Origin of the sequence: Streptomyces sp. NPDC102279 (genome assembly GCF_044766365.1) — a bacterium.
GTDB lineage: Bacteria > Actinomycetota > Actinomycetes > Streptomycetales > Streptomycetaceae > Streptomyces.
Genome location: NZ_JBIWLU010000001.1, coordinates 272,323 through 292,350, shown reverse-complemented (window position 1 = coordinate 292,350; position 20,028 = coordinate 272,323). Strand labels below are relative to the sequence as shown.

Sequence of the window (20,028 nt, the reverse complement as noted above, 5' to 3'; positions counted from 1 at the left end):
GGCAGGGGAACCGGCACCGGCAGGCTCTCGACGGCGCCGGCTCCACCGTCCGTCGGGGCGCCTGCGGACCCGAAGTTTTCCGGAAGGTTCCCCGAAGCGCCTCGGCGCAGAGTCGTCCTCGGGGAGGCACCACGCACCGGCGAGGAACGGGCACCCCCGGAGGGAGCGGCACCCATGACGAGGTACGCGGGCAGGAAGGCCCTCGTCGTCGGCGAGGTCACCGGCATCGGCCTGGCCATCGCGAAACGTCTCGTGGAGGGCGGGGCCACGGTCCTGCTGACCGTCCGCACCGCGCCTGAACGAGCCCACGCGGTCGCCGAACTGGGCTCCGCCGCCCGCGTCGTCACCCCGTCCACCGTCGAAGCAGCCCTCGTCGCCCAGGCCGGCACCGGTCCCGAAGCCACCGCGGAAGGCAGCCTCGATCTCCTGTTCTCCGACGCCGTGGCCACCGCGCGGCCCCTGCTGCCCCTTCTCAAGGACGGCAGCGCGATCGTGCTCACGGCCCCGACTCCCTGCCCCGACGTCGTACGGGCGCTCGCCGCCGAACTCGTCACCCGGGGCATCCGCGTCAACGCGGTGGCCCCGGGCTGTATCGAGGCGCCGGGCGCCGGTGCCGTCCCGCTGCCTCCGCTGGGCCGTCTCGGTGCCGCCGAGGAGGTGGCTCGCGCCGCGCTCTTCCTGGCCACGGAGGCGACGTTCACCACGGGGGTGCGGCTGCCGGTCGACGGCGGCCTCGCCTTCCCGTGAACCGGCCACCGTCGACTACGTCCGCCCCTCCGCCTCCACCTCCGTCCCCGCGCCCTTCGCCTCTCAACACCCTCCTTCCGGAAGACCTGGAGCACACCCCATGAGCACCGCACCCGACACGGCGCCCGCCGCCGCGGAATCGGATCCGAAGCGCGAGAGCGAGGAACAGCGGAAGCTGCCGCTGTTCGCCCTGCTCGCCCTCGCCACGGCCGTCTTCATCACCAGCCTGACCGAGACCCTCCCCGCCGGTCTGCTGCCCGCGATGAGCCAGGACCTCGACGTGAGCGAGTCCGCGACGGGTCAGACCGTCACCGTCTACGCGATCGGCACCGCCCTGACCGCGATCCCGCTCACCGCGGCCACGGCGGGCTGGCGGCGCAAGAAGCTGCTGCTCACCGCCATGGGTGGTTTCGCCCTCGCCAACACGGTCACGGCCGTGTCGTCCGTCTACGAACTGACCATGGCGGCGCGGTTCGTCGCCGGTGTCGCGGCCGGTCTCGCCTGGGCCCTGCTCGCCGGCTACGCGCGGCGCATGGCCCCGGCCCACCTCCAGGGCAAGGCGATGGCCGTCGCCATGGCGGGCATCCCCGTAGCGCTCGCCCTCGGTGTGCCCGCCGGTACCTTCCTCGGCGACTGGCTCGGCTGGCGCGTGGCGTTCCTCGGGATGACGGTGCTCACGCTGCTGCTCCTGGCGTGGATCACCGCGGCCGTCCCGGACTTCCCCGGACAGGAGCGCGGCGAACGGCCCAAGATGCTGCCCACCCTGCGCATCCCGGGAGTGACTCCGGTCCTCTTCGTCACCCTCGTCTTCGTTCTGGCCCACACCATCCTGTACGCCTACATCGCCACCTACCTCGACGACCTGGGACTGGGCGGCAGCACCGGCCTGGTGCTCCTCGTCTTCGGCGCCGCGTCCCTGGCGAGCATCTGGATCGTCGGCGCCCAGATCAACCGACGGCTGCGCGGCCTCACCATCGGCGGTGCGCTGCTGGTCGCCCTCGCCGCCGCGCTCCTGGCCGTCCTCTCCGACACCACCGCCCTGGTCTACGTCGCCGCGGTGCTGTGGGGGCTGGGCTGGGGTGGTGTGCCCACGCTGCTGCAGACCGCCGTCGGTGACGCGGGAGGCGAGTCCGCCGACTCGGCCCAGGCGATGCTCGTCACCCTGTGGAACGTGGCGATGGCGGGCGGAGGCATTGCCGGAGGCATCCTGCTCGACGTGGTCGGCAGCGAGTCCTTCCCCTGGACGGTGCTGCTGCTCCTGCTGCCGGTGATCGCGGTCGTCCTGTACGCCCGTCGGGCGGGCTTCCCCGCCCGGCGGCCCGTGTCTCCTGCCGAGGTGGCGGTGACGGAGCCGGCGGCCTGACGCGCCGAGGCACGACGACCGGCCGCCGGAGCCATCGGCGCTCCTGCGGCGGTCGTCGTGCAGCCGTGATCACACCGGTGCGCGGGTGCCACACACCCTCGCGGCCACCGGGGCAAGGTCGCCGAAATGGGTGTCTCAGCACGGCACTTGAGGCAAGTTCATGACTTGTTAATATTTCACCTGACATGTCCGTCGCACCGCTTCACCCCTGGTGGAGCCCGTTTTCTGGTTCGCGCGGGTCACGTACCGCGGGTCCCGCGAGAGGCGTTTTCGCAGGTCGGCCCGCGACTTCGCAAAGTAGACGGCGGACCCGGGCAAAGCCTGGCCCGGACGGTACTTTCACCTCGTACGTATGTGCCATGCATCCAGTCGGGGTGCGGGCGGTGACCGGTATCGAGGGGGCGTGGCGTCGGATGTCGTCGAGTGAGGTACGCGCGGGGGCGCCGGGCGACGGCGCACGCATGCAGAGGTTCATGGACGAGATCTTCGGGGTGAACCAGCGTTCCGATCAGCGGCGTTGGGCCCGGGCGTATCTGTGGGCCCTGATCCATGTGTCCGGCAAGAAGACGCTGCGGCGCATCGCGCGGGCCAGCCCCTTACCCACGGCTGCCGCACGGGGTCTGCACCAGTTCATCAACGCCAGTCCGTGGGACTGGGTTCCGGTGCGCCGGCGGCTCGCCCGACTGGTGGCAGCGCGGACCACTCCGCACGCCTGGACCGTCGCCGAACTCGTCATCCCCAAGCGGGGCGAGCACTCGGCGGGCGTGCACCGGCGCGTCGACTCGGCAACCGGCCGCAGTGTCAACTGCCAGCGGGCACTGGGCCTGTTCCTCACCTCGGGTACCCACTCCTACCCGGTGGACTGGAGCCTTGTGCTCGGGGGAGCGTGGGACTCGGACCGCGAGCGCAGGCGTCGTGCGCGCATCCCGGGGGCCGAGGCGGGACGCACCGCTGCCGATCACGTCGTCCGGTACGCCACCGAGATGGCCGAACAGCCGCAACTCCCGCGCCTGCCATGGGTACTGGACCTCACCCGGTGCGACGACGTGGCCGGGGTCCTCGCGGGTCTCGCCCGACTGCGGGCCGACGTCGTGTGCGAGGTCTCCCCGGACCAGCAAGTGGTCACGGGACGACACAACCGAGTGGTGACGACGGTGAGCGCCCTCATGGAGGTGCGGCACGGCCGGCAGACGCACGTGCTCCTGCGGCAGACCCCCGACGGCCCCGTCAGGGCCGTGCCGGTCCACACGCACGCGGACACGGTGGGGCTCCCCGGACCCGGTGGCGCTGACGAGGCCGGGTCCCGTCCGTACCGCACCCTGGAACGGCCCGACCCGGAAGGCCGGCACCCCGCCCGGTACTGGCTCACGACACTCACGGACCGTCGGATGGAGGAGAACCTCCGCCTGGCCCGGAGCCACGCCGCTGCGCTCTCCGCCGTGACCACGCTCGGGCAGCGGTTCGGCGCCCTCGACTTCGAGGGCCGTTCCTTCCCCGGCTGGCACCATCACATGACCATGGCCTCGGCCGCCTACATCTACCAGCGGCTGTCCACCGCCCGCGGCGGACAGGCCGTACCACCCGACCCGCCCCGCGCACCGGCCGGCGCACTCGCCGGCGCCTCGAACTGACGTGAAGCCGAGGAACAGGGGTGAGCACGTGCGACAAGTACTCGTGGTGGAGCAGAACGCCGAGAGCGCCGCGACCATGGTGAGCGATCTCCGGCGCCAGGGATTCACAGCCCGCAGCGTCGGCACCGGAGAGCGGGCCCTGCGCGCGTCCGGTGACGCCGATCTGCTGCTCTTCGCCCTGGAGTTGCCTGATATCGACGGACTGGAATTGTGCAGAGAACTGCGGAACAGCGGTGAGACCGCGCTCATAGCCGTCACCGATGCCGACGACGCACTGGGCCGTGTTCTCGCCCTGAACGCGGGTGCGGACGACTGCGTGGTGAAATCCTGGGGATTCCGTGAGATCGGGGCCCGCATCGAGGCGGTGCTGCGCCGTTCCCAACCCCGGCAGGTACTTCCCGACGCCATTTCACTTCGCCATCTGCATATCGATCCCGGCCTGCGTGAAGTGCGTCTGCACAACCGGCTCGTCGGCGTCACGTCGAAGGAATTCGAGCTGCTCTACACGTTGGCGGCCACCCCTGAAACCGTCGTGACGCGAAAGGAGCTCATGGCCCGGGTCTGGGGAAGCAACTGGGGGCACACCAGCCGTACGATCGACACGCACGTGAGCAGTCTCCGGGCGAAACTCGGCTCCAGCGGCTGGATCATCACGGTCCGGGGTGTCGGTTACCGCATGGGGTACGCCTGGCGCATGGCCGAGGCGTCCGCCGGCTGAGAGCTGCCGAGTGGGGGCCCGGGAACGCGTGCGGCGCGTTCCCGGGCCCCCACCGTCACGCCGGGCGGACCGACGTACGCTCCAGCCTCCGCAGCAGTGGGTGGCCTGCCTCCTCGGTGACTCCCGCCACCCGCCGCGCCCACCAGGCCGACGCGAGGTTCGAGGTCAGCAGCGTGCGCCCCGGATCCTGCCGCGCCAGCTCGTCGAGCGTGGCGAGGGTGCCCATCCCCGTACCCGTGAACAACAAGGCCGTGTCGGCGGGCAGTTCCCGCTCCCGTATGTGCCTCAGGATCGTCCTGGTCGTGACCTCGTACGGGTCGTAGTGCGCACCGCCGTCCGCACCCGGACCCGCCGGAACCAGCACCACCCCGTCGACCGTGAGACCGGCTCGCTCCCAGAAGGCGCGCGAGGTGTCGGTGAGCCATGGCTGGTAGGGGGAGACGAGCGTCAGACGGGTCACCCCGAGCGCCTCGCAGGCTGCGAGGATCGCCTGTGTCGAGGATCGCACGGGAGAGCCGGCGCGCTGGGACAGCTCGTCGCAGAAGGCCCGGTCGCCCTCGGGGCCCAGCAGGTAGTGCGACGCGCTGCACGCCACCACGGTGGCGTCCAGCCGCAGTTCGCCGAAGCCGGCGAGCAGCGCCGGGAGAACCTCGTTGTACGTCTCCAGCATGGCCCTGAGCCCGGTTCCCGGCGTCACCGGGAAACGCGAGGTGTACACATTCATCGCGGTACCGAGCAGGTGGTTGAACTCCGGTTCCGCCGTGGGGTTTTCCGGTGGCACGACGACCCCCAGCCGGGGCAGCGAGAAGAGATCCATGACCGCACGGTAGAGCCCGAGCGTCGTGAATGGCCCCTCCGTAACCCAAATTTGGCAGGCGGCCCACATCCGCCCGGCAATCCTTTTCCTTCCTGACACTCCTTGACACTTCACCACACAGGCCTGACGCGGACGATGTTGCTCTTTCCGGCCCGGCGGCGAAGGATGTTGAACGGCGATCAGCCCGGTGCCCCCGGAATTCCGACTCACAGACCCTTTCGGGAATGCAGACCCTTCGGGAACAAGGAGTGAAGGAAATGGCAGAAGCAGAGAGCTTCGAGAAACAGGAGAGGCCGCCCCGCATATCCGACGCGACGCTCCGGGACTCCGCGCACATGGCGGGCGTCGAGTTCGGCCCCGATGACGCCGCCGCCATCGCCGACCTGCTGGTGCGCACGGGGGTCGAACTCGTCGAGGTGGGCATGGTCTCCGGGCCGGACTCCAAGGACGCCGATCTCGTCCTCGCCACCCACGACGCCGTCGGCCCGGAGCGCAGCATGACGCTCCTCGTCGTACGCGACCGCCGCCAGGTCGCGCGGGCTCTCGACGAGGCCGAGCGGCTCGGTGTACGCCACATCATGTACTCCATCCCCACCTCCGAGGAGCACGCCCGGCTGAAGCTCGACTCGGCCAGCCCCAAGTTCCTGCAGACTCTGGCGCGTTCGGCGATCACCCAGGCCAAGGAGCGCGGCTTCCACGTCACGTTCAGCGGTGAGGACGGCGCCCGCACCCCCAAGGAGCGGCTCGTCCCCTATGTCGAGGCGGGGTTCGCGGCGGGGGCCGACCGGTTCCGGCTCGCGGAGACCGTCGCCCATCTGTCCCCCTGGCAGATGGAAGGCGTGATCGCCGACATCGTCGCGATCGACGGCTCCGAGATCGAGATCCACTCGCACAACATGCTCGGCATGGCCGTCGCGAACTCCCTCGCCGCGGTCCGGGCCGGCGCCCGGTGGATCTCCACCACCGTCGGCGGCATCGGTGAGCGGGGTGGCAACGCCCCGCTGGCCGAGCTGCTCACCTCGCTGCGCGTGATCCACGGCGACACCCGCTTCGACCTGAGGCATCTCACCGAACTGTCGAGGATCGCCCTCGGCGGAGCCGGTCTGGGGGACGCTTTCCAGTCCGGGCCGACCACCCCGCACGCCTTCGCGTACGAACTCCCCGGCCAGCTGACCCACCCCGAGGCGTACGAGACGCTGCCCGCCGAACTCGTCGGAAACAGGCGCGAGTTGCGGGTCCGCGGCCGTCTCACCACCGCTCTGGTCGCCTGGGCCCTGACCGACTCGGGCCTGGAGGTCGACGTCGACGCCTTCACCCCGTGGCTGGCCCAGCGGCAGGAGCGCGACGGACGCCCGGCGCTCGACCGTGACGCGATACGCAAGGCAGCGATCGACTTCCGCCCCGCGCGCGTCTGAAGGACGCCCGCGCTGGACCGTCGTCCACGTCCGACGGCTTTCACGTCCGACCACAACACCCCACGTCCCGCCCATCACAACGGAGTTGACTGATGTCCACCGCCACCCTGACCGGTGTATGCCCCGAGTGCGAGACCGACCTGACCGTCCCCCCGGTCACCAAGGGCGAGACCCTCTCGTGCCCCGAGTGCATCCTGACCCTCCGCGTCGAGGCCGTCGAGGACGGTCGCCTGACGCTGGAGATGATCGAGGTGCAGCTCCGCGACTGGGGCCAGTGACATGAGCAGTCGACGTGCTGTAGCGGTCGTCGCCGACCGGATCGCCTGGGAGGAACGCCTGTTGATCGATGCGGCTCCGGCCTTCGGACTCCGTCTGGACTGGATCAACGACGAATCCCTCTGCCTCGGCCACCCGGACGCCCCGGGCGTGACGGGCTACGAAACCCTCCTGATCCGCAGTCGCAGCTACACCCGCGGCGGCCTGATCGCCACCCTCGCCGAGGCGGCCGGCGTCCCCGCCCTGAACACGGCCCGGGCCATCCACGCCTGTGAGAACAAGGCCGCCCTGCGCGCCCTGCTGCACACGGCGGGCGTGCCGGTGCCCGACCACCGGCTGGTGCTCTCACGCAAGGACTTCGACAAGGCGCTCGCCGAACTGCCACTGCCTGTCGTCCTCAAGCCCGTCTTCGGTGGCATGGGCAAACGGGTCACCCTCATCCGGCATGCCGACACCGCCCACTCCGTCTACGACTACATCGAGGACCTGGCCCACGCCTTCGAGCAGGCCAGTGTGGTCGAGCCGTACCTGGGCGGCAGTTCGATGCGCTGCTTCGTCGTCGGGCGGGAACTGATCGGTGCCGCGGAGTTCGAGAGCGGCGGGAGCGACTGGCGCAACAACGCCGCTCTCGGCAACAAGAACCGCGCGGTCGCCCACGACCCCGACGTACTCAAGATCGTCGACGGAGTGGTGGGTGCGCTCGGACCCGGGATCTACGGGGTCGACCTCTTCAGCACCCCCGACGGCTACGTCGTCAACGAGGTCAACCACGCACCCGGCTTCCGGGCGGTGGCCTCCGCCACCGGCGCGGACATCCCCTCGGCCATCGGCCGTTATGTGCAGGAGCTACTCGCATGATCCGTGCAGGAGTCGTCGGTGCCTCCGGGCTCGCCGGCGGCGAACTCATCCGACTCATCACCCAGCACCCCGACCTGGAGCTGACCTTCCTCGGCGGCTCCTCCAGCATCGGCAGGCGCCCCTCCGAGCTCCACCCCGGTCTGCGCATCCACCAGGGCCTGACCGTCCAGCCCGTCACCGAGGCGGTCGCCGACGAGGTGGACGTCCTCTTCCTGGCCACCCCGGCGCCGGTCTCGGCCGAGCTGGCCTCCCTGTTCGCCGACCGGATCCCGGCCGTCGTCGACCTCAGTGGTGCCTTCCGTATCCGCACGCCCCACCTGCACGACCGCTGGTACCCGAAGGTCGCGCGGCGCACCGACCTGGCCGACCGCTTCGTCTACGGCGTACCCGAACTGGTCGGCGACCAGTTGAAGGACGCCGCGCTCATCTCGCTGCCCGGCTGCTACGCCACCGCGATCACCCTGGGGCTGGCCCCGCTCACACTCGGCCTCGGCCTCGACCTCAAGACGGTCGTGGTGGACGGGAAGAGCGGTTCCAGCGGCGGGGGGCTCCAACTGCGCACCTCCGACCTGCACCCGTTCCGGTCCGGCGCCATCGCCCCGTACTCCCCGACCGGGCACCGGCACGCCGCGGAGGTCGCCGACTTCCTGGAGCGGAGCAAGCCCGGCGCCGTCGGCAACCTGTCGATGTCGGCGTACGGCGTCTCCAACGTCCGTGGTCTGCTGACCTCCTCGTACGTCTTCACCGACGACAAGGTGGACCAGCGGGAGCTGTCGCGGGCATACCTGCGCTTCTACAGGGGGCACCCGTTCGTTCGGGTCCGGCGGCACGACGAGACGCTGATCCCGGTGCCCGACCCGCAGGTCGTCCTCGGCTCCAACTTCGCCGACGTGACGGTCCTGCACGACGAGGAGGGCGGCCGGATCGTCGTGCTCGCCGCGCTCGACAACCTCGTCAAGGGCGCCGCCGGACAGGCGGTGCAGGCGGTCAACCTGCGGTTCGGCCTGCCGGAGGAGACCGGACTGACGCAACAGCCGGTGATGCCGGCATGAGCGCGCAGAACGTTGCCCCCACGGTCGTGAAGCTCGGCGGCAGTTGCCTGGACGACCTCGACGGCGGCTGGTGGGACGACCTGGCCCGGCACGGCCGGGACCGCCCCCTGGTCCTCGTGCACGGCTGGTCCAAGCCCCTCAAGCGGCTCAGCGCACGCTACAGCGAACCGTCGGCGATCCTGCGCGACCGCTACGGCAACCAGAGCCGCTGGACCACGCCCGAGGTCATCGACGACATCAAGGCCGTCAGTGCCGAACTGGCCGCGGACGTGCTGGGTCGCCTCGAGGACCGCGGTATCACCGCGGAGCGGCTGCTCGGCAGCGACGGCCTGGTGAGCGCCGGCGAGGGCGAGCGCTGGTGGTGGCGGGAGAAGCAACTCGTCGAGCTGGAGAACCTCGTCGGACCGATCACCGGTGTCGACGTGACCTCGTTGAAGAACCTCCGGCCCGGCCACGCCCACCTCGTCACCCCGCTCGCACGGAACACGGCCGGCTTGGAGGTCAACACCGACGCCGACCGGGCCGCCGCCGCCATCGCCGGGGCCACCGGTGCCACCGACCTGGTCCTCGTCACCGACGTCGGCCACCTCCTCATGGACGGCGAACCGGTGTCGCTGATCAGCGGCCGGGACGCGGCCGCCTTCCGCGACAAGGGCGCGAAGGGCGGCATGCGCAAGAAGCTGCGGGCCGCGGGGGAGGCACTGGACCACGGAGTGGAGCGGGTCGTCATCGGCAGCGCCGCCGTCACCGAGCTGCTGGGCGGCCGTACCGGCACGGTCGTCACCGACGCGCGGCACTCCACCCACACCTCAGGAGCGAACGCATGACGCGGCCCCGCGTACTGGTCGTCAACAACGGAACCCTGTCGCTCAAACAACTCCGGTCCCGGCTCGAGGCGTTGGGTTCGGACACGGAGGCGTCCGACGCCCTGTCCGTACCCGCCCGCGTGGACGGCCGCTACCAGGCGATCGTGCTGAGCGGCACCAAGGTGCGCGCGTACGACACCGAGTACTACAAGCCGCTGATCGACCTCGTCACCACCACGGACGTGCCGGTCTTCGGCATCTGCGGCGGTATGCAGATCCTCTCCGTCGCGGCCGGCGGCCGCCTGGAGGAAGGGCCGCAGCGGGTCGGCGGCTACGAGGCACAGGTCGACACGCAGGAACCGCTCTTCACCTACGTGAAGCCGACGGTCACCGTCTTCCACCGGCACACCCTCTACCTCCAGGAAGCCCCGGCGGGCTATCGCACCATAGGCCGTTCCGAGCACGCGCCCGTCGAGTTCCTCCGCTCCGACGACGGCCGCGTCTTCGGCTCCCAGGCCCATCTGGAGTTCCGCAAGGACGGCCTCGAGATCCTGCGCGGCTTCGCGCAGCTCTACCGGTGACCCGCACCCCGCCCGATTCCCCACACCTCTCAGTCTCTGAGATCCCTCACACACCAGACGCAAGGAATTTCGCCATGAGCGCTCCGGAAGAGCCGCAGGACCCCGCCCTCACCGTCCACCTCAACGGCAGCGGCGGCGCCATCAAGGGCTGGGTGGTCGTCGACACGCTCGTCGACGGCCTGGCCATGGGCGGCACCCGGATGACCACGGGGGTGACCGAGGAAGAGGTCGCCGGCCTGGCCCGCGACATGACCGAGAAGTTCACCCTGGCAGGGCTGCGCATCGGCGGGGCCAAGGCCGGGATCGTCTCCGACGGCACCGACCGTGAGAACACGTTCCGCACCTTCGGCCGCACGGTGAAGCCGCTTCTGCACGGCGGCATCCACCTCGGCATCGACATGGGTGTCACTCCCGCCGACCGCGCCGTCTTCTTCGCCGAGGCGAACTACGACCCCCGCCACCGCCTCGGCGCCCCCGACATGCCGATCGACTGGCGTACGTACTACGAGCCCCTGATCGACGCCACGGGCCACGGGGTCGGCGTCGCCGCGATCACCGCCCTGGAGGCGAGCGGCCGTACCGAGCCCGGCCGGGTCGTGGTGCAGGGCTTCGGCGCGGTGGGCCGGGCGGTGGCGCGGTTCCTCGAGGACCGTGGGCACATCATCGTGGGCATCGCGGACGTCCAGGGCACGATCAGCGCCGCCCGGCTGCCGGTGGCCGAACTCGTCGCCATCACCGACCAGTTCGGGCGCATCGACCGCACCCGCCTCCCGCAGGGCGTGCACCTCGCCGGCGAGCCCGACGCCTGGCTGGACGTCGACGCGGACATCCTGATCCTGGCGGCGCAGAAGTACGCGCTCACGGCCGAGAACACCCACCGCCTGCGAGCCGGCCTGGTGGTGGAGGGCGCCAACCTGGCCTCCAGCGCGGCCGCGAAGGAGAAGGTGGCCGCCTCGGGGGCCGCCCTGGTTCCCGGAGTGATCGCCAACATCGGGGGCGCCGCCTCCGCGGCCCTCGCCGTCACCCGGGTCGTCCCCTTCGACCTGCCCGCCGACGCCCGCAAGGCATGGGTCTTCGACTGGGTCGGGGACCGGGTACGGCAGAACACCCGGGACCTGCTGGAGATCGCCGCCGCCCGCGCGGGCAATCCGTTGCCCGAGCTGCTGGCCGCCCGACGGAAGGACCGCTGATGGGCACGACGGCCACGGCGCGGGCGGGGACGACCGCGACGGCGGGGGAGCGGGCCAACCCGGCGGACACAGCCGTCCCGGAGCGGCGCGCCGCCGAGTACCGCCGCCGTGGCTGGTGGCGGGAGGAGACCTTCCTCGACGACCTGCACCGCCAGGCCGCCCAGCGTCCGCGCAGGCTGGCCGTCGCGGCCCGGCGCGTCGCGGAGTCCCGCACCGACACGCTGGACTACGCCGAACTGAACCGGCTGACCGACCGGTTCGCCCTGGCCCTGCTCGAACTCGGCGTGCGCCCCGGCGACTTCGTGGCCGTACAGCTCCCCAACCGGTGGGAGATGGTGCCGCTGATCTTCGCTTCCATCCGCGTCGGCGCCGTCATCATCCCCATCTCGCCCATCTGCACCGAGGAGGAGCTGCGCCACCGCCTCGGCCTCACCGGGGCCCGGGTGTGCGTCACCCTTCCTCAATGGGCGGGCACACCGCTGGCGGAGATCATCACCCGGCTTCAGAGTGAACTGCCCGCCCTGGAGCACGTGTCGGTGGTCGACGGCCCGGTACCCGAGGGCGCGTTCTCCTTCCACGAGCACTTCGTGTCGGCGGAGCGGGAGGAACATGAGGGTGCCGCCGCCCGTCTGGACGGCCTGGCCCTCGGCGCGGACGACCCGTTCGTGGTGCTGTTCACCTCCGGCACCACGGGCCTGTCCAAGGGCGTCGTGCACAGCCAGAACACGGTCCACTCGGCCGTGCGCGGTTACGTCGACGCGTTCGGGGCGGGCGACGACTGGGTGGCGGCGGTGTCCACACCCCTGGTCCACTACTCGGGTTTCGCGCAGGGCGTCCTCGCGGGCATCATGCTCGGCGGCACGGTCACCTTCCAGGACGTACGCCGCAACGAGGCGCTGCTCGACCTGGTCGAGCGGTACGGGGCGACCCTCCTGTACGGGCCGCCCGCCACCCTCGCCGACGTCGCCGCGTCACAGCGGGCCGAGCGGCGCGACACGAGCACGCTGCGGCACGTGGTGATCGGCTCGGCCCCGGTCCTGCGGGAGTTGGCCGACGAGGTCCACGAGACGCTCGGGGCCCGCGCGCACTCCCTGTGGGGCATGTCCGAGAACGGTCCCGTGACCACCACCCGGCCCGAGGACCCGGCGGGCTGGGCGGCGCGGAGCAACGGCCGTGCCATCGACGCCATGGAGACCCGCATCGAGACGTCCGCGGAGTTCGGAGACCCCCAGGCCTCCGGCACGCCGGGCTCCGTGGGCCGGCTCAAGGTGCGGGGTGCGTCCCTCGCCCTCGGCTACCACCGGCGCCCGGAGGCGTTCGCGGCCCAACTCGGAGCGGACGGCTGGTTCGACACCGGAGACCTCGCCCGCGACGACGGCAGGGGCGGCATCCGCATCGTCGGCCGTGCCCGCGACGCGGTCCTGCGGGACGGTCAGGTGGCGCCGATGACGGAGCTGGAGGCGGTGATCGGCAGTCACCCCAAGGCCGTCGAGGCCGCGCTGGTCGGCCTGGAGCCGCAGGCTCACCACAGGGGAGCCGGGCCCGGGAACGTGATCGTCGCCGTCGTCGTCCCGCGGGACGGCCGCGGCCCGACACTCCAGGAGGTACGGGACCGGGTCGCGCAGGCGGGCCACGATCCCCGCTTCCTGCCGGACCGGCTGGAACTGGTCCCCGCCCTCCCGAAGACGCTGACCGGCAAGGTCCGCAAGGCGGAGCTGCGCGAGCGGTACACCGTGCCGTCGACATCACCCTTTCTCTGAACGGCACTTGATCCCCGTTCCTCCGACCGCTGGAGCTGTCATGCCCCGCCCCGCACCGGTTCCCATGTCGGCGACCCTCGCCGCCGACGAGGCCCTGGCCCGACGACGCCGGGCCGGGGAGCGGGTCCTGTCGATGGCCAGCGGGGAGATCGGCCTGCCCGTCCTGCCCACGCTCAGGGACCGGCTCGCCGCCGCTGCAGCCGAGAACGCCTACGGCTCCGTCGCCGGAAGTCCCCTCCTGCGTAGCGCCGTTGCGGGGTACTGGGAGCGACGCGGGTTGGGTGTCGACGCGGGACTCGTCGTCGCGGGTCCCGGCAGCAAGTCCTTGCTGTTCGCGCTGCTCCTCGCCATCGGCGGGGACGTGATCGTGCCGGTCCCGAGCTGGGTCAGCTACACGGCACAGGCCCGGCTGGCAGGTGCCCGGCCCATCCCCGTCCCGATCCTGCCGGGCCAGGGCGGCGTGCCCGACCCGGACCGGCTGCGCGAGGCGGTCGCCGACGCCCGGGCCGCCGGACAGGACCCGCGGGCCGTGGTCGTGACCACACCGGACAACCCGACCGGCACGGTCGCCTCCGCAGGCACCGTACGCCGGCTGGCCGACGCGGCACGCGAACTGGACCTCGTCGTCGTCTCCGACGAGATCTACCGTGATCTGGTGTACGACACCGCCGCGCCGGCCGTCTCCCCGGCCCTGCACGCGCCGGAGCGGACCGTGGTCACCACCGGCCTCACCAAGAACCTGGCGCTCGGCGGCTGGCGCACGGGAGTGGCCCGGCTGCCCGACAGCGAGCGGGGGCACGTCCTGCGCACCCGGCTCGTCGCGATCGCCAGCCAGATCTGGTCGAGCCCGCCCGCGCCGGTGCAGACGGCGGCCGCGTACGCGTTCGGGGAGCCGCCCGAGGTCGTCGAGCGCATCGCCGTGAGCAGGCGGTTGCACGAGAAGGTCGTACGCGCGGTGGCCGCCCGCTTCACCGCCGCAGGAGCGGAGTTGGCGCCCGTCGCGGCGACCTGCTACCTCTACCCGGACTTCGAGCCCCTGCGCGACCACCTCGCCCAGGCACACGGTGTGCGCGACGGGGACGCCCTGGCCGGCCTCCTCTCGGAGCGCCACGGGGTCGGAGTCCTGCCCGCGAGCGCCTTCGGGGAACCCGGCAGCCCCCTGCGCATCCGAGCGGCGACAAGCCACTTCTACGGCGACACCCACGAACGGCGCACGGCCGCGCTGGACGCCGCGGAGCCACTCGACCTCCCTTGGATACGCGAGTCGGTCGACCGGGTCGGCGAGGTGCTCGCCGACCTCACGGGCGCACAGCCACCCGCCCTCCTCCCTCACCCCTGATCCGCCTCAACTCACCTACGCACAAAAGGAGCCCTCCGTGTCCCACCCTCACCTGCCCGTCCTCTTCGAGGCGTTGTACAAGGGCGCGCGCCACGTCGGCTTCGGCCGCGCCGAGGACGGTGCCCCGCAGACCCTGTACCGAGTGGAAGACGGCGGGACGGCCGCCGCGTTCATCGCCACGGACGGTTCGGAGGAAGCCCTGCGGGCCGCCCTCACCGAGGGGGCGGAGACCGTCACCGTCCTTGCCGGGGACCCGGAGGTACAACTGCTGCCACCCCTGCTCCCGGCGGCCACGGGCAACGCCCTGCTGAGCGGCTTCATGGGCACCCACAAGAAGAAGTGGGGCGGCGAAACAGCGCCTGAGGGCGGGGAGTTCACCCCGCCCAAGTGGTTCTTCAAGGGGTTCGGCGACTGGGTGCGCCTGCCGGGCGAGGCGCTGAACGTGCCCGCGCACCCGGTCGCCCTCATCGAGGAACCCGAGGTCGCCCTGGTCTACGTGAACGACGCCGACGGCACACCGCACTACGCGGGTTACACCTTCGGCAACGACTTGTGCGACATCGGCCTGCACCGCCAGGACCCGGGCTACAACCCGTACTGCAAGCTGTGCGACACCGCTCTCACCCCCTGGCTCTTCCTCGGCCCGCCGCCGCGCACGGTGACGGGGCGGGTCACCATCGTCCGGGACGGCACGACCGCCTGGGAGGGACTCTTCGACTGCGGCGACGACGCCCTCTACTACCGCGTGCAGGACATGGCCGACCACCTGTTCACCTTCCCGGCGGTGCGACGGCCCGGACTGGTCAACTACGTACTCCTGGGCGCGGACGAGGCGAGTTTCCACGACGGATTCCGCATCGCCGACGGCGACCGCGTCGCCATCGACGTGAAGAGCCACGGGGTGGCCTTCGAGAACCAGGTGCGGTATGTCTCCCCGACCCCGTCCATCACCCCGGCCGCAGTTCCGGTGCCCCTCGCCGCCACGGCCCCGGAGCGTGTCACCACGGCATGAAAACCTCGTGAAGCGGGGCCGGCCGAGCTGTGCAGACGCCGACCGGCCCGTGCACGCTCTGAGAGCGACCACCCCGTCCCGCCGCCCGACCTCGCAGGAGGAGACCGAGCCGTGCCCGCCACCCGCAGGAAACAGGTGCACCTCGCAGCCCAGCTGCCCGGCATCCACAACGTCACCGTCTGGTCGGACCCACGCTCCGAGAGCCAGATCTCCATCGACTCCTTCATCCGGCTCGCGCAGACCGTCGAACGCGGCAAGTTCGACTTCTTCTTCCTGGCCGAAGGCCTGCGGCTGCGCGAGCACAAGGGGCACGTCTACGACCTGGACATCGCGGGACGCCCGGAGAACCTGACCGTGCTCAGCGCCCTGGCCGCCGTCACCACGCACCTCGGCCTCGCCGCCACGGTCAACGCCACCTTCAACGAGCCGTACGAGGTGGCGCGCAGGTTCGCCACCCTGGACCGGCTCAGCGGCGGGCGAGCCGCATGGAACGTCGTGACCAGCTACGACGCCTTCACCGGTGAGAACTTCCGCCGGGGCGGCTTCCTTCCGGAGGCCGACCGCTACGCCCGGGCCGCCGAATTCCTCGACACGACACGGCAGTTGTGGGACAGCTGGGCCGACGGCGACCTGCGGGCCGACGCGGCGACGGGGGAGTTCGCCACCGCAGGGGCCGGCCGCTTCGACCACCGGGGCCGGCACTTCGACATATCCGGCCGCTTCACGACCCCGCCCGGACCGCAGGGGCACCCGGTGATCATCCAGTCCGGGGAGTCCGAAGCCGGCCGTGAGTTCGCCGCATCCGACGCCGAGGTCATCTTCAGCAAACACAGCAAGATCGACGCAGCCCGGGACTTCTACCGCGACGTGAAACGGCGCCTCGCCACGTACGGCCGCCGTCCCGACGACCTGCTGATCCTCCCCACCGCCAACGCCGTCGTCGCCGACACCGACGAGGAGGCCGCCGCCTACGCCGAGGAGATCAGCCGCGAGCTGGTGAGCCCGCAGACCGCGATCGCCCACCTGGAGGCCGTCTGGGGCTGCGACCTGTCCGCGTACGACCCGGACGGACCGCTCCCCGACATCGAGCCGGAGGACGACGCCCACCTCCTGAAGGGGCACTCCGTGTTCCGCAAGGGCAGGGGGGAGACGGCCCGGCAGTGGCGCAAGCTCGCAGAGGAGCGGAACCTGTCGATCCGGGAGCTGGTGATCGAGGTCGGCGGCCGCCAGACCTTCGTCGGCAGCCCGCGTAAGGTCGCCGACGCAATCGACCACTACGTCCAGACCGAGGGCGCCGACGGTTTCGTTCTCGTCCCCCACCTCACCCCAGGCGGCCTGGACGACTTCGTGGACCGGGTGGTGCCACTGCTCCAGGAGAAGGGCGTCCACCGGGACGACTACACCGGCGGCACGCTCCGCGACCACCTGGGCCTGTCCGACGCACCCCGCCCGCCCGGCTGGGGCGGACCTGCCCCGCGCGACGACAAGGAGACCTCCGTATGACGGGCACAACCGCGACCACCGAGCCGACGGGCGCAGCCGGAGCCCCGCTGCACCTCGCCGTCGCGCTCGACGGCGCCGGCTGGCACCCGGCCGCCTGGCGCGAGGAAGGCGCCCGGCCCGGCGAACTGCTCACCGCCGCGTACTGGGCCGACCTGGTCACGGAGGCCGAGCGCGGCCTGCTCGACTTCGTCACCTTCGAGGACGCCCTCGGACTTCAGTCCGCCGCCTTCCACCGGCCCGACGACCGTACGGACCAGGTCAGGGGCAGCATGGACGCGGTACTGCTCGCCTCCCACCTCGCACCGCTCACCACCCACATCGGCCTCGTCCCGACCGCGAACGTCACCCACACCGAGCCGTTCCACCTGGCCATCGGCATCGCCACGCTCGATCACGCCGCCAAGGGCCGCGCCGGATGGCGCCCGCAGATCTCGTCGCGTGCCGCCGACGCCGCCCACTTCGGCCGTCGCACCACCCCCCAGCTCACCGACGGGGACGTGACCGACTCGGAACTGATCGCCGCGCGGCTGCGCGAACTGTTCACGGAGGCCGCCGAGGCGGTGGAGGCGGCGCGGCGGCTCTGGGACAGCTGGGAGGACGACGCGGAGATACGGGACGCGGCGACAGGCCGTTTCATCGACCGCGACAAGATCCACCACGTCGACTTCCAGGGAACGAACTTCAGCGTGAAGGGGCCCTCGATCACCCCGCGCACCCCCCAGGGCCAGCCGTTGGTGGCAAGCCTCGCTCACGCCTCCACCCCGTACGAGTTCGCGGCTCTCAGCTCGGATGTCGTCCACGTGACCCCGCACGACCGGGCCGGCGCCGTGGCGATCGTCGCCCAGGTCGAGGAGGCGGTGCGGCGCACCGGCAGGGACCTGACGCAACGGCCGCTGCGGACCTTCGCGGACCTTCTCGTCCTCCTGGACGACGAACCCGGCGCCGCCGCCCGCCGCAAGGCCCGCCTCGACGAGGTGGCCGGAGCCGAACTCGTCTCCGACGCCGAGGTCTTCACCGGCACACCCACCGAACTCGCCGACCTGCTCCTCGACTGGCGCTCAGCGGGCCTCGACGGCTTCCGCCTACGCCCGGCCACCCTGCCCCACGACCTGACAGCGATCACCCGCGGCCTGGTCCCGGAACTGCAGAGGCGCGGGGTATTCCGCACGCGGTACGAGTCCACCACCCTCCGCGCCCACTTGGACCTCCCACGCCCCACGAGCCGCTACGCGACGGCCGGTTGACGAGTACGTGGCCTGCAGGAGCCTGATCCCGGGACGGGGACCGTACGGCACCGGTCCCGGGATCAGGCTCCTGCCATGTCCTGAGCTGCGCGGGGTGAACCGGCGGCCGGGCACGGTTGGCCGGTGTGCAGGCTGGTGGTGGCGCCGGTGACGACCGCGTCGAGTCGGTCGCGTGTCGCTGCCAGGTCGGTGATCTGCTGATCGATGCGGTCGCGCTCTGCCGTGAGGCGCTCGATCAGCTCGGGGGTGGCGTTGCCGTCGATGACGCACGGCATGAGCTCGGCGATCGTTCTGCTGGGAAGGCCTGCGGCGTAGAGCTGCTGGATCAACAGGACGCGGTCGACCGCGTCGGCCGAGTAGCGGCGCTGACCGCTCGGGCTGCGTTCGGCGCCGAGGAGGCCCTGCTCCTCGTAGTACCGCAGCGCCCGAACGCTGACCGACGTCCGCGTGGCCAGCTCACCGATACGCACGCTGCACTCCTTACGCGACCTGCATCACAACACTTGCCTCTGACGTCAACGTCAGGTTTTAGCGTAACGCGTACGGGCCCCGCAGGACTCCCACCCGACGACGCAGCGCCCGGTGCATGCCCCTCGCATCACAGGCACCACGAGAGAGAAGCCGATCGCCGATGACCTCGACCGACCTGCCCGTCACCACCCCCTCCCGCATCGTCTCGGTCAAGCCGATCGTGCTGCCCGCACCCGGACGCGGTGACGACCTGCACGTACGCGTCTCCGCGCCGGTCGCGGGGGAGCGCCTGCCGATCGTCGTGTTCGCGCACGGCTTCGGCTCGAACCTGGACGGGTACGCGCCCCTGGTCGACTACTGGTCCGCGCGCGGCTTCGTGGTGGTCCAGGCAACTCATCTGGACTCCAAGCGGCCGGCCGTCCCCATCGGCGACCCTCGCAAGCCTGACGTGTGGCTCCACCGCGTCCGGGACATGAAGCGCATCCTCGACGAACTCGACACGGTGGAAGCAGCCGTGCCCGGACTGGCCGGGCGCACGGACCACAGCCGGATCGTCGCGGCCGGCCACTCCTTCGGCGGGCAGACCGCGGGCATTCTCGTGGGACTGCGCGTGACGGACCCCAGGACCGGCATGGCCGAGGACCTGTCCGACGGGCGGGTCATGGCAAGTGTCCAACTGGCCACGGCCGGCAAAGGGGGCGACGAACTGACTCCCTTCGCCCACGAGAACCTGCCCTGGCTGCGCGACCAGGACTTCTCCCACATCACCGCGCCCCAGCTCGTCGTCGCGGGGGACGAGGACGAAGTGGGGCTGTCCACCCGGGGACCGGATTGGACCGTCGACCCGTACCTCCTCAGCGGCAGCACCCACAAGAGCCTGCTCACCGTCCACGGCGGTCAGCACTTCCTCGGCGGCATCTCCGGCTACGAGGTGGCCGAGACCACCGACGAGAACCCGGAACGCGTCGCCCTCGTGCAGCAGGTCACCCTTGCCTACCTGCGCCACGTCACCGGCATCGACAGCTCTGATTGGGAGAAGACCCGGTCGGCTCTCACCGAAGAGGCGGCGCATCGCCTGGGCCGCCTCACATCGCAGTGAACCCGCCCGCCGCTTGCGGTGTCACCTCGGGCACGTCGCTCCCGTCCCCGCCCGGGGGACGGAAGGCGCCGCCGTCAACCGCGCTGAGCCGCTGTCTTCGCGGTCCTCGTGCCGTCTCCGGCTACCGCAGGCGAGATTCCTGCCCG

The 20,028-nt window shown here is 71.3% G+C and carries 19 protein-coding genes; 17 read left to right on the top strand and 2 right to left on the bottom strand.

All coding sequences use genetic code 11. The features are described from left to right. The first annotated feature begins 174 nt into the window (after positions 1 to 174). The 4 genes from ACIRQH_RS01205 (at position 175) to ACIRQH_RS01190 (ending at position 4,459) form a co-directional block, all read left to right on the top strand. The gene (locus tag ACIRQH_RS01205; protein ID WP_358816436.1) at positions 175 to 747 is read left to right on the top strand and encodes an SDR family oxidoreductase; all 573 of its coding nucleotides are present in this window, start codon (positions 175 to 177) and stop codon (positions 745 to 747) included. Between the two features lie 100 nt (positions 748 to 847). After that, a complete protein-coding gene (locus ACIRQH_RS01200) occupies positions 848 to 2,110 on the top strand; it encodes an MFS transporter (RefSeq protein ID WP_358816435.1) in 1,263 nt (420 codons plus the stop codon). Positions 2,111 to 2,469: 359 nt separating this feature from the next. After that, positions 2,470 to 3,741, top strand: coding sequence for a transposase (locus ACIRQH_RS01195; protein ID WP_404223495.1), 1,272 nt, complete (start codon positions 2,470 to 2,472; stop codon positions 3,739 to 3,741). A gap of 76 nt (positions 3,742 to 3,817) precedes the next feature. Further along, complete coding sequence (locus ACIRQH_RS01190; protein ID WP_388878951.1) at positions 3,818 to 4,459, top strand: response regulator transcription factor; 642 nt, start codon at positions 3,818 to 3,820, stop codon at positions 4,457 to 4,459. A 55-nt stretch (positions 4,460 to 4,514) separates the two neighbouring features. On the opposite strand, the gene ACIRQH_RS01185 is transcribed toward ACIRQH_RS01190, so the two are convergent. Further along, entirely contained in the window at positions 4,515 to 5,276 is a 762-nt protein-coding gene (locus ACIRQH_RS01185) for an arylmalonate decarboxylase (RefSeq protein ID WP_404223493.1), read from the bottom strand. A 257-nt stretch (positions 5,277 to 5,533) separates the two neighbouring features. Between ACIRQH_RS01185 and ACIRQH_RS01180 the strand changes: the two genes are divergently transcribed. The 12 genes from ACIRQH_RS01180 (at position 5,534) to ACIRQH_RS01125 (ending at position 18,312) form a co-directional block, all read left to right on the top strand. Next, on the top strand, positions 5,534 to 6,691 hold the full coding sequence (locus ACIRQH_RS01180; protein WP_404223491.1) for an isopropylmalate synthase: 1,158 nt from the start codon (positions 5,534 to 5,536) through the stop codon (positions 6,689 to 6,691). A gap of 92 nt (positions 6,692 to 6,783) precedes the next feature. Further along, positions 6,784 to 6,969 (top strand): lysine biosynthesis protein LysW, encoded by a 186-nt coding sequence (locus ACIRQH_RS01175; protein WP_081222306.1) that lies wholly within the window; start codon positions 6,784 to 6,786, stop codon positions 6,967 to 6,969. A gap of 1 nt (position 6,970) precedes the next feature. Further along, positions 6,971 to 7,825 (top strand): RimK family alpha-L-glutamate ligase, encoded by an 855-nt coding sequence (locus ACIRQH_RS01170; protein WP_404223489.1) that lies wholly within the window; start codon positions 6,971 to 6,973, stop codon positions 7,823 to 7,825. Further along, complete coding sequence (argC, locus tag ACIRQH_RS01165) at positions 7,822 to 8,877, top strand: N-acetyl-gamma-glutamyl-phosphate reductase (RefSeq protein ID WP_358816429.1); 1,056 nt, start codon at positions 7,822 to 7,824, stop codon at positions 8,875 to 8,877. Before ACIRQH_RS01170 ends, argC begins: the two co-directional genes overlap by 4 nt. After that, positions 8,874 to 9,704 (top strand): acetylglutamate kinase, encoded by an 831-nt coding sequence (locus ACIRQH_RS01160; protein WP_358816428.1) that lies wholly within the window; start codon positions 8,874 to 8,876, stop codon positions 9,702 to 9,704. The genes argC and ACIRQH_RS01160 overlap by 4 nt, the downstream gene beginning before the upstream one ends. Beyond that, on the top strand, positions 9,701 to 10,264 hold the full coding sequence (locus ACIRQH_RS01155) for a type 1 glutamine amidotransferase (RefSeq protein ID WP_404223487.1): 564 nt from the start codon (positions 9,701 to 9,703) through the stop codon (positions 10,262 to 10,264). Before ACIRQH_RS01160 ends, ACIRQH_RS01155 begins: the two co-directional genes overlap by 4 nt. A gap of 74 nt (positions 10,265 to 10,338) precedes the next feature. Beyond that, a complete protein-coding gene (locus tag ACIRQH_RS01150) occupies positions 10,339 to 11,454 on the top strand; it encodes a Glu/Leu/Phe/Val dehydrogenase dimerization domain-containing protein (protein WP_404223485.1) in 1,116 nt (371 codons plus the stop codon). Next, on the top strand, positions 11,454 to 13,214 hold the full coding sequence (locus ACIRQH_RS01145) for an AMP-binding protein (protein WP_404223483.1): 1,761 nt from the start codon (positions 11,454 to 11,456) through the stop codon (positions 13,212 to 13,214). The genes ACIRQH_RS01150 and ACIRQH_RS01145 overlap by 1 nt, the downstream gene beginning before the upstream one ends. A gap of 40 nt (positions 13,215 to 13,254) precedes the next feature. Further along, positions 13,255 to 14,553: a pyridoxal phosphate-dependent aminotransferase gene (locus ACIRQH_RS01140; RefSeq protein WP_404223481.1), complete on the top strand. Its 1,299-nt coding sequence runs from the start codon at positions 13,255 to 13,257 to the stop codon at positions 14,551 to 14,553. 37 nt (positions 14,554 to 14,590) lie between these two features. After that, positions 14,591 to 15,565, top strand: a complete 975-nt coding sequence (locus ACIRQH_RS01135; RefSeq protein WP_404223479.1) for a fumarylacetoacetate (FAA) hydrolase — start codon at positions 14,591 to 14,593, stop codon at positions 15,563 to 15,565. 111 nt (positions 15,566 to 15,676) lie between these two features. Beyond that, positions 15,677 to 17,068 (top strand): NtaA/DmoA family FMN-dependent monooxygenase, encoded by a 1,392-nt coding sequence (locus tag ACIRQH_RS01130; protein ID WP_404223477.1) that lies wholly within the window; start codon positions 15,677 to 15,679, stop codon positions 17,066 to 17,068. After that, complete coding sequence (locus tag ACIRQH_RS01125) at positions 17,065 to 18,312, top strand: LLM class flavin-dependent oxidoreductase (protein WP_404223475.1); 1,248 nt, start codon at positions 17,065 to 17,067, stop codon at positions 18,310 to 18,312. The genes ACIRQH_RS01130 and ACIRQH_RS01125 overlap by 4 nt, the downstream gene beginning before the upstream one ends. 62 nt (positions 18,313 to 18,374) lie before the next feature. Here the strand turns inward: ACIRQH_RS01125 and ACIRQH_RS01120 are convergent, their stop codons facing one another. Then, positions 18,375 to 18,782, bottom strand: coding sequence for a MerR family transcriptional regulator (locus tag ACIRQH_RS01120; protein ID WP_388879866.1), 408 nt, complete (start codon positions 18,780 to 18,782; stop codon positions 18,375 to 18,377). A gap of 161 nt (positions 18,783 to 18,943) precedes the next feature. On the opposite strand from ACIRQH_RS01120, the gene ACIRQH_RS01115 reads away from it, so the two are divergent. Beyond that, positions 18,944 to 19,882, top strand: coding sequence for an alpha/beta hydrolase family protein (locus ACIRQH_RS01115; RefSeq protein ID WP_404223473.1), 939 nt, complete (start codon positions 18,944 to 18,946; stop codon positions 19,880 to 19,882). Positions 19,883 to 20,028: the final 146 nt, after the last annotated feature.